The following is a 12,636-nucleotide window of genomic DNA, read 5'->3' on the forward strand; positions in this document are numbered from 1 at the left end:
CGGATGTAGGTCAGATTCTGTCCCACATGCTCACATACGCTGGGATCCATGACAGAGTCCCGCCTGCTGGCCCTGCTGTCGCTGCTCCAGAGCTCGCGCGAGTGGCCGGGCAGCGAGCTGGCCGAGCGAATGGGGGTCAGCCGCCGTACGGTGCGGCGCGACGTCGAGCGCCTGCGCGACCTCGGCTACCCGGTCGAGGCCACCATGGGCGCCGCCGGCGGATACCGGCTGGTCGCGGGCGCGGCCATGCCGCCGCTGCTGCTGGACGACGAGGAGGCGGTGGCCATCGCGGTCGGCCTGTCCACCGCCGCCAGACACCCCGTCCAGGGCATCGAGGAGGCGTCGGTGCGCGCCCTGGCCAAGCTGGAGCAGGTGCTGCCGTCCCGCCTGCGCTACCGGGTCAGGTCACTGGGCGGCGCCACCGTCCCGCTGCCCCCGGAGTACGGGCAGCGGGTCGATCCCGGGCAGCTCACCACGCTGGCGGCGGCCGTGGCGAACCGGGAGCAGGTGCGCTTCGGGTACCGGGCGAACGACGGCACGAGCAGCGAGCGGCTGGTCGACCCGCACCGCCTCGTCGCGACCGGGCGGCGCTGGTACCTGCTCGGGCACGACCGCGACCGCGACGACTGGCGGATCTTCCGCATCGACCGGATCGCCGAGCTGCGGGCGACGGGCGCCAGGAGCACGCCGCGCGAGCCACCCGCCGGGGACGCCGCCGCGTACGTCGCCGAGCAGCTCTACTCGCTCGCCCCCACGTACGAGGCCGTCGTCACGCTGCACACCCGGCCCACGGAGGCGGTCAGGGCGCTGGGCGAGGTCACCCCGGCCGACGGGGAGCGCTGCCGGCTGCACATGCACGGCGACACCCTGGACTGGCTCGCCTTCCACCTGCTGGGGCTGGGCTGCGAGTTCGAGGTGCACGAGCCGCCCGAGCTCGCCACGCACCTGCACGCGCTGGCCGCCCGCCTCACCCGCGCAGCAGGAACTCCAGCACCAGAGGGCTCGCGACCTCTCTGAACTCCTCGAAGTACGCGTGCCGCGCCCCCTCGATCATCCGCAGCTCCGCCCCCGGAATGCGCCCGGCCAGCAGCGGGGCGTTGGCCGCCGGGTTGAACACGTCGTCGGTGCCGTGCACGACCAGCGTGGGCGCGGCGACGGAGGGCAGCGCGTCCCAGCTGTCGTGGCCGCCGCTGGCCGCCAGGTGGCGGCGGCGGGCGTACGCGGGCATGTCGGGGTCGCCGACCGTGTGGTGCGGGCCGGGGTGGGTGGCCAGCCAGGCAGGCGTGTACATGAGCTCCAGCAGCGCGCGCTCGGCGGCCGCCCGGTCCCGCTGTGCCAGCGACCTGCGTACGTCGTTGTCCCGCTCGATCCCGTGGGTGCCGCCCGGCGAGCTGCAGCCGAGCACCAGCGACCCGACCCGCGCGGGATGGTCGGCCGCCAGCCACTGGGCCACCCGGCCACCCATCGACGTCCCGTACACGTGCGCCCGCTCCACGCCCAGCTCGTCGAGCACCGCGAGCACGTCGGTGGCGAAGCCGCGTGTGGTGTACGGCTCGTCGGGCCTGTCGCTGTCGCCCGTGCCGCGGTAGTCGAAGGTGATGGTGCGGAAGGAGTCCTCGAAGTCGGCGCGCACGGGATCCCACCAGTGGTGGTTGTTGGCCTGTCCCTGCAGGAGCACCAGCGGTAGCCCGCCGCCGCGGACCTGGTAGGACAGCTTGACACCGTCCACGGCTGTCGCAAAAGGCATGTTTAGCATCGTAGAGGTGTCCGGTGAACGGTCATGGCTCCGACGCCGGCCCCGTCACCCCAGCTTCAACTCGACGTACCATTCGCGGCCGAGCAGCCGGCCGAACACGGGCGTGGGGAGCCGTACGAGGATCCTCATGACGGGGGCCATCCGGCCGTTCCCCGCCACCTCGGAGCGGTGGGCGGCCAGGGCCCGCTGCTTCTGCCCGGCGTAGCGGCGCACGTCGATCCTGTGGGTGATGGCCGCGCTCGGGCTGTACGCCTTCGCCAGCGCCCGGTCGTCGAAGCGGAACGGGATCCGCAGCAGGCGGACCAGGCGCACCAGCCGGACGACGACGTCGCGGGGGATGGTCGCCTCCAGCACCCTGGGCACTCCGGCCAGCTCGGCGGCCCGCCTGCCCACCTCGTGCACCTTGACGTGGTCGCGGTGGCCGTAGCCGCCGTTGGGGTCGTAGCTGAGCAGGAGGTCCACGTTCTCCTCGCGGAGGATCTCGGCGAGCCTGGCCGCGGCCTCCTCGGTGCCTGCGCGTACGAAGCGCGTCCGGTCCGGCGGGTCCGGGTACAGCTCCTTGCCGTGGCCGCTGTCGGCGTAGCCCAGGTGCACGACGCGTGCCACGCCCAGCTCGGCGGCGCTGGCCCGCAGCTCCTCCATGCGGGTCGTGCCGCCTTCCGCCACGGACTTCATGACGCCGTCCGTCGCGACCACGACGATCGCGCGATGGCCCTCGGCGGCGGCGCGGGCCAGCGTGCCGCCGGTCAGGAACACCTCGTCATCCGGATGCGCGTGGAACGCCAGGACTGTCGCCATGGGCGATCACCCTAGCCCGGAACACCGTCAGGCTCTTCAGTTCTGTCCGATCGACCTCGTCGAACGTCTCTTCCAGCGCGCGCCGGATCCGGTCCAGCTCGTCCTCCGACAGGAGCAGGTGACGGGCGATCATGGAAGGAGACGTGCCGCCGTGCCAGGCGACGACCACCCGGCCGCCGGGGCGGGTCACGCGGCGCAACTCCCGCAGGCCGGCCTCCAGGTCGGGCCAGAGCGCCACGTTGTTCACCGCGACCACGCAGTCGAAGCTGTCCTCGGCGAATCCGGTGTCCTCCGCGGCCCCCAGTCGCAGGTCGGCCCCCTTCGCCCGGCGCGCGGCCTGCGAGCGCATCTCGGGTGACGGGTCCACGCCGCACACCCGCGCGGCGCCTGTCCTGCCGAGCAGCTTCACCAGGCCGCCCGGGCCGTAGCCGACCTCCAGCACGTGCTCGCCGGGCTTTACGCCGAGGCAGGGCAGGAGCTCGGCTTGGCGGTTGGTCCACAGCATGAACAGGCCCGCCAGGTGGCCGAGCAGACCGGTGGGCAGGGCGAAGGGCGATTTGACGGGTCCGCCGCTGACCCAGGACGCGATTCCCATGCCATCCACGTATCCGCCTGGGGGAAGTCAAACGAGGATTGACGGAGTGAGTACTCACTCCATACGCTCATAGGCATGACGACCCCGACAGGCCGGCGGCGCGCGCCGGCGATGAGTCCCGAACAGCGCCGCGAGATGATCGTCAGGGCGGCCCTTCCGCTGGTGGTGGAGTACGGCACCTCGGTGACCACCGCCCAGGTCGCCCGCGCGGCGGGCATCGGCGAGGGCACGATCTTCCGTGCCTTCGGCGACAAGGACGCGCTGCTGGCCGCGTGCATGGCGGAGGCGGTGCGCCCCGACGACACGCTCGCGCATGTGGCGGCGATCTCGCTCGACCTGCCCCTGGAGGAGCGGCTGGTCGAGGCGGCGGAGGCGCTGCGCGGCCACCTGGCCCGGATGGGCGCCGTCGCCGGCGCCCTCGCCGCCTCGGGTGGCCTCCGCCGCGACGGCCGCCTCCTGAGCATGCCCGCCACCGACCAGACGGGTAGCGGGTCCGCCGCTGAAAACGTGCGAGCCGCCGACGGTGGCCAGGGAGAGTCCGAGGGAGACAGCCGGAGGGGCTTCGGGCGGGACGCGTCGATGGCGGCGACCCGCGAAGTGCTGGCCGAGCTGTTCGAGCCCGAGCGCGACAGCCTCAGGCTCCCGCCCGAGCGCCTGGCCGAGGCGTTCCAGTTCCTGGTCATGGCAGCCGGCCGGGGGCCGTCCCCGCTCACCCCGGCCCAGCTGGTGGACCTCTTCCTGCACGGCGCGGTGAAGGGCGGCGAGGCCGGGTGACCGATGCTCGTGGGCCTCGGCGCCGGCCCCGCCATGGGCGGCCTCACGATCGCCACCCAGAACAGCGTCCCCCGCGCCGACATGGGCACCGCGACCGCCGGATCGGCGCTCACCAAACAGCTCGGCGGTCTCTTCAGCCTCGCATGTGTGCAATCCCTGCTCACCGGTCCCGAGATCACCGCCGCCGGGGTGGGCTCCATCGTCGCCTGGATCGGCGGCGTGGCGGGGCTGCTCGCGTTCGCCGCTCTTTTTCTCGCCCGGGACGTCGCCGTCGCGGGCCCCGCCGGGGTTCCCACTCGATCCGGCTGAATTCGCGTCGCGCCGGGGAATGTTCGGCGGGCGGGTGTGGTTACATAGATCGTGGCCGGTGTGTCCAGTGTCCCCGGGCCTCACTTATTGCCTTCGCGGACTACCGTTCGGCTGGAGCCGCGTTGTGCCTTTCGCCGAGAGGCGACCTGCACACCGGTACTCACGCGTTGAGCGCCCGTCCTCCTCGGAGGGCGGGCGCTCAGTGTGTCCGTAGCGATCAACCCAGGTGATCGGCGAGCTCCCAGGGGTCGTGGGCGGAGAAGACGGCGACCCCGTGGTCGTGTGCGAGCGAGCGCAGGCGTTCCTGGCTCGACACCCGGCGCTCCGGATCGACCTGGGCGCTGACCTGCACAACGTCCATCAGCGGGTGTGGCTGGGGCCGGCGGTCCAGCTCGCCGTGGTAGAAGTAGGCGTCCCCGGCGTGCAGCAGCCAGCGGTCTCCGTCGTTGACCGCCACCCCCGCGTGCCCGCGCGTGTGCCCGTCGAGCGGCACGAGCAGGATGTCCTCGGGCAGCCCCGTCAGCGGGCGCACGCCCGCCACGCCGAGCCACCGCGTGCCCGTGCCCGGATAGGTCACCCATTTCGGCGAGTGCGCCCAGTGCCCCGGGCGGTAGCGGCGGTTCGGGGCCTGGCCGATGGCGTCCTCCAGCTCCGCCTCCATGACGTGCACCTGGGCGTCAGGGAAGTCGGGCAGGCCGCCGCTGTGGTCCACGTCCAGGTGGGTCAGCACGATGTGCCGCACGTCGCGCGGGTCGTGCCCGAGCGCGGCGACCTGCCGCACGGCCGTCTCGGCGGGGGAGAGCAGCGGCTGGACGAGCTCCGTCCACTCACGCTCCAGCATCTCGCCGGGCTTGGCCACGTCGTCCAGCCCCAGCCCGGCCTCGACCAGGACGAGCCCGGAGGCGGGCGTCTCGATCAGCAGCGCGTGGCACACCGCGCGTGCCGCCGGACGGCCGTCGAGGGATTCGATCTCGCGCATGGAGCCGAGGTTCAAATGGTGAATTCGCATGCGGGCTAGGCTGCTACTTGAAGTGCGGTTCAAGTCAAGGAGCCAGGTCGTGGACGACACGTTGATCGACATAGGCGAGGTGGCCAGGCAGAGCGGGCTGGCCGCGTCGGCGCTGCGGTTCTACGAGCGCAAGGGGCTCATCCAGGCCGAGGGGCGCAACGGCCTGCGCCGCGCGTACCGCCCGGAGACGCTGGAGCGCCTGGCGCTGATCACGTGCGCCCGCGACGCTGGGTTCACGCTGGCGGAGATCGCCGAGTTCCTGCGGGCCAAGCCGTCCGACGCGACGCTGCGCGAGCGCATGGCCGCCAAGGAGCGCGAGGTCTCCGAGCGGGTCGCCCAGCTCACCCGGCTGCGTGACAGCCTGCGCCACGCGGTGACCTGCGACCACGACCCGCTCATCGAGTGTCCCGAGTTCAAGCAGGCGGTGCGCCGGGTGTCAGCCTGAGCTGACGTACTTCCTCGGCCGCAGCGCGTGGGCGCGAAGCGCCGCCAGGGCCGCGAGCTGGCCGGAGCGGTCCATCCGTACCGCCAGGTCGTCGCTGAACGCCAGCTCCAGGGCGGTGAGCTGCGAGATCAGGTCGGCCACCGGCGCGGCCACGTCCTTCACGCTCGTGGTGGGATGCCAGCCCTCGCCGCCGACCACCTCCGCCACGCGTTCGCGCAGCTTGGCGGGCGACATCAGCGTGCCGTCGGCGAGCAGCATCAGCGCGGCCTCGCGCGCCGACACCTCGAACTCCTGCTTGCCCCGGGCCAGCAGCAGCCTGGTCACCGCCGACCACATGGCCGCGGGCGACTTGAGCAGCCGCCTGCCGTAGTCGGTGATGGCCAGCCGCGCGCCGTCGCGGCTGATCGCGCCCAGCTCGCGCTCGGCCAGCTCCCGCAACCTGAGCGCCTCGGGCGAGGGCGCCAGCCGCAGCGGCAGGCTCTCCCCGGAGGCGGCCAGCGCGAGCAGTCGGTGCAGGGCGGGCAGGGGCTGTGGGGTCACGGGCGCGTGCAGGCGGACCTCGAACGGCTGGGCCAGCTCCCGCCTGGCCGGGCCGCGCCCCAGCACCCAGCGGTTGAGCCGCTCGCCGTGCACCCGGTTGAGCCAGCTGTCGCCGCCCAGGTCGGTGCGGGGCTCGGTGAGCCAGCGGCGGGTCAGCGCGGTGCGCTCGACGCTCTCGCCGGAGACGATCGCCAGCTCCAGGGCGGCGGAGCAGGCGAGGTGCGCGCCCAGCTCCTCGGGCCCCATGATCATGCTCCACTGCAGCTCGGGCACGTCGGGCGGGAGCACGCCCGTGGCGTCGAGCGCCTGCTGGTAGGCGCTGGTGCCCGCCTCCTCGCCCTCTCGGGCGTACGTGCGCAGGATGTGGACGGTCGTGGGTGACACGCACATGGCGGCGTAACGCTCCAAGCCACCGAGCTGGAGCAGCCGCCCGAGCGAACGTGCCAGGCGCTCGTGGTCGCCGCCCACCTTGAGCGGCAACGTGTACCAGAGGAACTCGCAGACGTCGAGCTGGGTCACCGTCTCCAACGGCTCCCCGCCCGTCAACCATTCGACGGCGGTCCTGGCCTCCTCGGCCAGCTCCGGCTGTGATCGCTCCAACTCCGCGAGGAGGGCGGCGACATCCGGTGCACTCATGCCCCGAAGTTTGCCGTATCTACCCCTGGCCTGACGATGACCGAATCCGGTGCGTATTGGGTCTTGCACGGCGACTACCCTAAGAAAGCACTAATGAGCGGACGGTAAGTCGGTCATATCCACCGTTTTTCAAACAACATGCGGGCCTTCCATTCGGTGTACGGAATGAGCTCGGCGGACAGAATCGGGTGCAACCACCAGAAGTTGATCAGTGCGATCAGCGCGAAGGCGCCGACGGCGGCGGCCCCGATGGTACGCCGCGTCGGCGTCACACCCGTGGCCGTCGGTTTCGACGTCCCTATCAGCAGCCCGGCGCACAACGTGATGGCCAGCACCATGAACGGCACCATCGGGATGGCGTAGAACAGGAACATCGTACGGTTGTCGGCGATCGCGAAGTAGATCCAGGGCACCAGGCCCATCGCGTACGACAGCAGCACGGCCCCCGCCCGCCAGTCGCGCGAGGAGACGTACCAGCCGATCAGGGTCACCAGCGCGGCCACCGCACCGAACCAGATCACCGGCGTGCCCACGCCCAGCACCGCCTCGGAGCAGTCCTTGACGCCGCAGGTGTCCTGCCTGCCCTCGTAGTAGAAGGCGACGGGGCGCAGCAGCAGCGGCCACTGCCAGGGCTCGGACATGTACGGGTGGGAGGACTCCAGTCCGCTGTGGAACGTGTAGACCTGCCACTGGTACTTGATCCACGACCGTACCGAGTCGAAGATGAAGAACCCCGGCCCCGACGAGGTCGCCTGGGCCCAGTTGCGCCCGTAGCCGGTCGCGTTGACGAACCAGCCCGTCCACGTGGCCATGTACGTCACGAAGGGCACCACCGCGAACGCCAGGACCCCCTGCGGCAGGTCCTTGTTGAACGCGCCCACGTAGGGATGCCGCAGCCCCACGGCCCGGCGTGCGCCGAAGTCCCACAGCACGGACATGATCGCGAACGCCACCGCGAACGCCAGCCCCGACCACTTGACCGACATCGCGAAGGCCAGGCAGACCCCGGCCGCGATGCGCCACCACCTGATCCCCAGCGACGGCCCGTACTGGGACATCGGCGAGGTCTCGTACCAGGTCACGAGCCGCTCCCTGGCCTGGTCGCGGTCGGCCACCAGGCAGGCGAACGCGGCCACGACCCAGAACATCAGGAAGATGTCCAGCAGCGCCGTGCGCGACAGCACGTAGTGCAGGCCGTCGAGGGCCAGCAGTAGGCCCGCGAAGCAGCCGAGCAGCGTCGAACGCGTCATCCTGCGGGCCACCCTGGCCAGGATGAGGATCGACAACGACCCGATCAGCGCCGCGGCGAAGCGCCAGCCGAACGGGTTGAGCCCGAACAGCCACTCGCCGATGCCGATCATCCACTTGCCCAGCGGCGGGTGCACGACGTAGGAGGCGCACTTGTCGAGTTGCTCGGGCGCGCACGACTGCCAGATGCCGGTCTTGCCGGCCATGATCGTCTTGTCGGCGTCCTTGATCGTGGTCCGCTCGACGCCCCAGGTGATCAGCGAGAACGCGTCCTTCATGTAGTACGTCTCGTCGAACACCACGGCTTTGGGATGGCTCAGGTTCATAAAGCGCAATACAGCGCCGAAGAGGGTGACCACCAGCGGGCCCACCCATCCCCACAGGACGCTGCCGCGCATGGGAGGCACGACCCGATCGCGTACGGACCGCGTCTGAGGAAGGCTTTCGCCGACCTCCGAACTTTCGTAGGCCTGGTACGGGGAATCGGTCACCGCCATTCGGACATCGTACGGGCCCCAAGCCGATAGCAATTGCAGGAACGTCGTAGAAACGCGCGTAATTGGGATGCCCTGTCACAATGGTCAGGTGACTGTAGACGGCAAGTTGGTGCTGGCAGGAGCCCCCATCGGCCAGGCGGGCGACGTCTCGCCGCGGCTGCGGGAGGTGCTCGGGAGCGCCGACGTGGTGGCCGCCGAGGACACCAGGCGCCTGCGCAGGCTCGCGACCGAGCTGGGCGTGGAGATCACCGGCCGGGTGGTGTCCTACTACGACCAGAACGAGGCGGGCCGGGCCCGCGAGCTCATCGAGACCCTCAAGGAGGGCCGCACGGTCGTCGTCATCACGGACGCGGGCATGCCGGGCGTGTCGGACCCCGGCTACCGGCTGACGCGCCTCGCGGTCGACGAGGGCATCACGGTGACCGCGCTGCCGGGGCCGAGCGCGGTCACGACCGCGCTGGCCGTGTCAGGGCTGGCCAGCGACCGGTTCTGCTTCGAGGGCTTCCCGCCGCGCAAGCCGGGCGACCGCACCCGCCGCCTGTCCGCGCTGGCGGGCGAGGAGCGCACGATGGTCTTCTTCGAGGCGCCGCACCGGCTGGCGAGCTCCCTGGAGGCCATGGCCGAGGCGTTCGGCCCCGACCGGCAGGCCGCCGTGTGCCGCGAGCTGACCAAGACGTACGAGGAGGTACGCCGGGGCGGGCTCGGCGAGCTGGCCGAGTGGGCCGCCAAGGGCGTCAAGGGCGAGATCACGATCGTGGTCGCCGGGCACGTGCCGGGTGCGGGCGAGCCGGACCTCGACGAGCTGGTCGCCGAGGTGGACCGCAGGGTCGCCGAGGGCACGCAGCGTAAGCTCGCCGTCGCCGAGGTGGCCAAGGAGGCGGGGATCCCCAAACGGGAGCTGTACGACCTGGTTCACAGGAGATCCCCTACGCCATAGGGTGCGCATGGTGAGGAACTGGGGGGTTTCCGCGCAACGGCTGGTTCCGCCGATGCAGGGGAGCGCCCTGCTGGGGTGGGCGGGGCCGCTCCTGGTCGCGCTCTTCGGCGGCCTCCTGCGCTTCATCAGGCTCGGCGAGCCCAACGCCGTCGTCTTCGACGAGACGTTCTACGCCAAGGACGCGTACTCGCTGCTCACGCACGGCGTCGAGCGGACCATGCTCGGCGACGCCAAGAACCCGATCGCCGACCGGCGCCTCATGGCCGGCAACCTGGACATCTTCCAGCAGTGCCCGCAGCCGGACGACTGCGCCTCGTTCGTGGCGCATCCGCCGCTGGGCAAGTGGATGATCGCCGTGGGGGAGTGGCTGTTCGGGATGAACCCGTTCGGCTGGCGCTTCGTCGCGGCCCTGGCCGGCACTCTGTCCATCCTGATCATCGCCAGGGTGGCGCGCAGGATGACCCGTTCGACGCTGCTGGGGTGCCTGGGCGGGCTGCTGCTCTCCCTCGACGGGCTCCACCTGGTGCTGTCGCGCACGGCGCTGCTGGACATCTTCCTGATGTTCTGGGTGCTGGCCGGGTTCGCCTGCCTGGTGGCCGACCGCGACTGGGCGCGAGAACGGCTGGCCGGCCTGTACGACAGCGGACCGGTCACCGAGCTGGGGCCGCGGCTGGGGCTCAGGCCGTGGCGGCTGGCCGCCGGTTTCTGCCTGGGAGCCGCGTGCGCGGTGAAGTGGTCGGGGATCTTCTTCCTGATCGCGTTCGCGATCATGAGCCTGATGTGGGACATGGGGGCCAGGCGGGCGCTGGGCGTGCGCGGGTCCTACCGCGGCACCTTCTCGTACGACCTGCCGGGCGCGTTCGCGGCGATGGCGATCGTGCCCGCGGTGACGTTCACGGTGTCGTGGACCGGGTGGTTCGCCACCGCGGGCGGCTGGGGGCGCAACTGGGACCAGGCCACCTCGTCCGGGCCGGCGTTCTTCGTCTTCGACTCGGTGCGGTCGTGGCTGCAGTACCAGCTGGACGTGCTCGGCTACCACAGCAACCTGCACGAATATCACCAGTACATGTCGGAGCCCTGGTCGTGGCCGCTGCTGATCCGGCCGGTCGCCTTCTACTACCCGGCGAACGTGCCGCCGTCGGCGTGCGGGGCCAGCGCGTGCTCACAGGCGGTGCACGGCGTCGGCACCCCGGCCCTGTGGTACGCCGCCATCCTGGCGCTGATCGGCCTCATCGCCTGGTACGTGGCCACGCGCGACTGGCGGGCGGGGGCGACGCTGCTGGGGTTCGCGGTCGGCTGGCTGCCGTGGTTCTACTACGCCATCGCCGACAACCGGACGATGTACCTGTTCTACATGATCCCCGTCGTGCCGTTCATGGTGCTGGCGCTCGTGCTGGTGGCGGGGCTGGTGCTGGGCAGACAGGACGCCCCGGCCGCCCGGCGGGCGGCCGGGGCGGCGGCGGTGGGGGCGTTCGCGCTCATCGTGCTGGTCAACTTCTGGTGGCTCTATCCGGTGCTGACCGCCGAGACGATCACACACGCAGAGTGGTGGGCTCGGATGCTGATGCGCTCCTGGGTGACCACCGCGGCCAAGTGACGCCCTTGCGCAGCGTGATCGCCGCCGCGACGCAGGCCAGAGGGACCGCGGGCAGCACGTACCGGTAGTCGAACTCCGCCGTCGCCGCCGGGGCGAGCAGCAGCCCGACCGAGCCCAGCCACGGCAGCACCACCGGGCCGCCGAACTTGCGCCACCTGACCGCGACGCCGTACAGGCCGATCAGCAGGATCCCGCCGAGCATGATGCCGCGCAGGTAGAACACCTTCTGGTAGGCGCTCATGATGTCGGCCCACGGGTGCACGATCCGCGTCTCCGGCGGGCCCTGCTCGTAGCTGAACGCGTCGGTGTCGGTCCGGCCGCCCGCGTACGACGACCACTTCGGCAGCCGCTTGGGCTGGCCGTTCTCGTCGATGTCGTAGTAGGGCTTGAACTGGTACATGTTGTACGTCGACTCGTCGGGGAACCGCGGCCGCGACCAGTGGAACGAGCGGAAGAAGTCACGCGTGACCACCTTCAGGTAGTCGCCGGGCTGCGACAGGATCGCCCGGGTGGCGAACGCGCTGGCGGCGTCGTTGGTGATCTCGCTGAACTTCTTGTTGATGCCCCACCGGTGCAGCACCTCGCCGGTGCCCGTGCCGTCGCCGTTGCCCTGACCCCACAGGTACCACTGCGCGTAGTCCTTGCGCTGGCTGGCCGGGTCGTTGATGCACAGCAGCAGGAGCTGGACCTCCTTGTACTTGTCGATGTGCATCTTGTTGCAGTCGGCGAAGATCGCCGTGCGCATGTAGAGGATGAGGCCGTCGCTGTTGGTCATCGCGAACTTCCCGTACGCGGAGGCGAACCAGCCCATGTAGGCCATCACCGGGATCATGGAGGCGGTGATGACCGCGGTGATCGGGCGCCAGCCGGTCCGCTTGACCAGCAGGTAGAGCACGACCAGCGCCAGGATCGGCAGGCCGATCGAGCGCGTCAGCCACGTGAGCGCCAGCAGCAGGCCGACCACCGCCCCCGCCTGCCACGACAGCCGCCGCTTCCACAGCACCAGCGTGATCACGCCCACCACGAGCAGCGTGAACATGGTGTCGGACATCACCATCTGCTCGAGCTGGATCTGGTACGCGTCGAACAGCACCGGAGCCGCCGCCAGCGTGGCGCCCCACTTCGGCAGCCTGAACTTGATCCGCAGCAGCGCGTAGATCAGGCAGGCCGTTGCCAGGCCCATCAGGTGCTGGGTGAAGATGGCCAGCGTGAAGCTGTGGAACGGCTTGAGCAGCAGCAGCCAGAAGCTGTAGCCGTCGGGCCTGATCGGGTGCGGCCTCGGGTGCAGCGCCACCGAGACGTACTCGTACGAGTCGTTGAACCACATGGCCGGGCCGTAGCCGAGCATGGCGATGAGCCGCAGCACGGCGCCCACGCCGAAAGCCGCGGCGAACACTCGATGCCGGCGCAACATGGACAGCGCGCGAGCTGCCCGGCCAGGGGCGGAGTGGTCCACACGGGTAATCTCCGCGACGCTCACCATGCTGTAAAGAAT

At 70.9% G+C, this 12,636-nt stretch carries 13 protein-coding genes; 6 read left to right on the forward strand and 7 right to left on the reverse strand.

Translation table 11 applies throughout. From position 1 onward, the window contains the following. Nucleotides 1–48 precede the first annotated feature (48 nt). Nucleotides 49–1,017, forward strand: coding sequence for a helix-turn-helix transcriptional regulator (locus ABN273_RS09605; protein WP_349448322.1), 969 nt, complete (start codon nt 49–51; stop codon nt 1,015–1,017). Here ABN273_RS09605 and ABN273_RS09610 read toward each other — a convergent pair. Genes ABN273_RS09610 through ABN273_RS09620 form a run of 3 tightly spaced genes read right to left on the reverse strand, consistent with a single transcriptional unit; the run spans nt 968 to nt 3,149 of the window. After that, complete coding sequence (locus ABN273_RS09610) at nt 968–1,747, reverse strand: alpha/beta fold hydrolase (RefSeq protein ID WP_349448323.1); 780 nt, start codon at nt 1,745–1,747, stop codon at nt 968–970. The genes ABN273_RS09605 and ABN273_RS09610 overlap by 50 nt on opposite strands. A 54-nt stretch (nt 1,748–1,801) precedes the next feature. Beyond that, entirely contained in the window at nt 1,802–2,554 is a 753-nt protein-coding gene (locus ABN273_RS09615; RefSeq protein ID WP_349448324.1) for a PIG-L deacetylase family protein, read from the reverse strand. Further along, nucleotides 2,517–3,149: a class I SAM-dependent methyltransferase gene (locus ABN273_RS09620; protein ID WP_349448325.1), complete on the reverse strand. Its 633-nt coding sequence runs from the start codon at nt 3,147–3,149 to the stop codon at nt 2,517–2,519. The genes ABN273_RS09615 and ABN273_RS09620 overlap by 38 nt, the downstream gene beginning before the upstream one ends. Before the next feature lie 75 nt (nt 3,150–3,224). Here ABN273_RS09620 and ABN273_RS09625 point away from each other — a divergent pair, with 75 nt between their 5' ends. Both ABN273_RS09625 and ABN273_RS09630 read left to right on the forward strand, forming a co-directional pair. Beyond that, nucleotides 3,225–3,923: a TetR/AcrR family transcriptional regulator gene (locus ABN273_RS09625; protein WP_349448326.1), complete on the forward strand. Its 699-nt coding sequence runs from the start codon at nt 3,225–3,227 to the stop codon at nt 3,921–3,923. 3 nt (nt 3,924–3,926) lie between these two features. Further along, nucleotides 3,927–4,232: a hypothetical protein gene (locus ABN273_RS09630; RefSeq protein ID WP_349448328.1), complete on the forward strand. Its 306-nt coding sequence runs from the start codon at nt 3,927–3,929 to the stop codon at nt 4,230–4,232. 217 nt (nt 4,233–4,449) lie between these two features. Here the strand turns inward: ABN273_RS09630 and ABN273_RS09635 are convergent, their stop codons facing one another. Beyond that, nucleotides 4,450–5,241: an MBL fold metallo-hydrolase gene (locus tag ABN273_RS09635; RefSeq protein WP_349448329.1), complete on the reverse strand. Its 792-nt coding sequence runs from the start codon at nt 5,239–5,241 to the stop codon at nt 4,450–4,452. 49 nt (nt 5,242–5,290) lie between these two features. On the opposite strand from ABN273_RS09635, the gene ABN273_RS09640 reads away from it, so the two are divergent. Further along, a complete protein-coding gene (locus tag ABN273_RS09640) occupies nt 5,291–5,686 on the forward strand; it encodes a MerR family transcriptional regulator (protein ID WP_349448330.1) in 396 nt (131 codons plus the stop codon). Here the strand turns inward: ABN273_RS09640 and ABN273_RS09645 are convergent. Then, nucleotides 5,678–6,862 (reverse strand): hypothetical protein, encoded by a 1,185-nt coding sequence (locus ABN273_RS09645; protein WP_349448331.1) that lies wholly within the window; start codon nt 6,860–6,862, stop codon nt 5,678–5,680. The genes ABN273_RS09640 and ABN273_RS09645 overlap by 9 nt on opposite strands. Nucleotides 6,863–6,975: 113 nt before the next feature. After that, nucleotides 6,976–8,607 carry a dolichyl-phosphate-mannose--protein mannosyltransferase gene (locus ABN273_RS09650; RefSeq protein ID WP_349448332.1) on the reverse strand — a complete coding sequence of 544 codons (1,632 nt, stop codon included), beginning with the start codon at nt 8,605–8,607 and terminating at the stop codon, nt 6,976–6,978. Between the two features lie 67 nt (nt 8,608–8,674). On the opposite strand from ABN273_RS09650, the gene rsmI reads away from it, so the two are divergent. Both rsmI and ABN273_RS09660 read left to right on the forward strand, forming a co-directional pair. Further along, the gene (gene rsmI, locus ABN273_RS09655; protein WP_502910986.1) at nt 8,675–9,544 is read left to right on the forward strand and encodes a 16S rRNA (cytidine(1402)-2'-O)-methyltransferase; all 870 of its coding nucleotides are present in this window, start codon (nt 8,675–8,677) and stop codon (nt 9,542–9,544) included. A 7-nt stretch (nt 9,545–9,551) separates the two neighbouring features. Then, nucleotides 9,552–11,141: a dolichyl-phosphate-mannose--protein mannosyltransferase gene (locus tag ABN273_RS09660; protein WP_349448334.1), complete on the forward strand. Its 1,590-nt coding sequence runs from the start codon at nt 9,552–9,554 to the stop codon at nt 11,139–11,141. On the opposite strand, the gene ABN273_RS09665 is transcribed toward ABN273_RS09660, so the two are convergent. Further along, nucleotides 11,077–12,624, reverse strand: coding sequence for a hypothetical protein (locus ABN273_RS09665; protein WP_349448335.1), 1,548 nt, complete (start codon nt 12,622–12,624; stop codon nt 11,077–11,079). The genes ABN273_RS09660 and ABN273_RS09665 overlap by 65 nt on opposite strands. Nucleotides 12,625–12,636 lie beyond the last annotated feature (12 nt).

Origin of the sequence: Nonomuraea sp. B19D2 (assembly GCF_040137845.1) — a bacterium.
GTDB lineage: Bacteria > Actinomycetota > Actinomycetes > Streptosporangiales > Streptosporangiaceae > Nonomuraea.

Coding starts and splice junctions, on each gene's coding strand:
- ABN273_RS09605 (WP_349448322.1), top strand. CDS start 49: ATGACAGAGTCCCGCCTGCTGGCCCTGCTGTCGCTGCTCCAGAGCTCG.
- ABN273_RS09610 (WP_349448323.1), bottom strand. CDS start 1,747: ATGCCTTTTGCGACAGCCGTGGACGGTGTCAAGCTGTCCTACCAGGTC.
- ABN273_RS09615 (WP_349448324.1), bottom strand. CDS start 2,554: ATGGCGACAGTCCTGGCGTTCCACGCGCATCCGGATGACGAGGTGTTC.
- ABN273_RS09620 (WP_349448325.1), bottom strand. CDS start 3,149: ATGGGAATCGCGTCCTGGGTCAGCGGCGGACCCGTCAAATCGCCCTTC.
- ABN273_RS09625 (WP_349448326.1), top strand. CDS start 3,225: ATGACGACCCCGACAGGCCGGCGGCGCGCGCCGGCGATGAGTCCCGAA.
- ABN273_RS09630 (WP_349448328.1), top strand. CDS start 3,927: ATGCTCGTGGGCCTCGGCGCCGGCCCCGCCATGGGCGGCCTCACGATC.
- ABN273_RS09635 (WP_349448329.1), bottom strand. CDS start 5,241: ATGCGAATTCACCATTTGAACCTCGGCTCCATGCGCGAGATCGAATCC.
- ABN273_RS09645 (WP_349448331.1), bottom strand. CDS start 6,862: ATGAGTGCACCGGATGTCGCCGCCCTCCTCGCGGAGTTGGAGCGATCA.
- ABN273_RS09650 (WP_349448332.1), bottom strand. CDS start 8,607: ATGGCGGTGACCGATTCCCCGTACCAGGCCTACGAAAGTTCGGAGGTC.
- rsmI (WP_502910986.1), top strand. CDS start 8,675: ATGCCCTGTCACAATGGTCAGGTGACTGTAGACGGCAAGTTGGTGCTG.
- ABN273_RS09660 (WP_349448334.1), top strand. CDS start 9,552: ATGGTGAGGAACTGGGGGGTTTCCGCGCAACGGCTGGTTCCGCCGATG.
- ABN273_RS09665 (WP_349448335.1), bottom strand. CDS start 12,624: ATGGTGAGCGTCGCGGAGATTACCCGTGTGGACCACTCCGCCCCTGGC.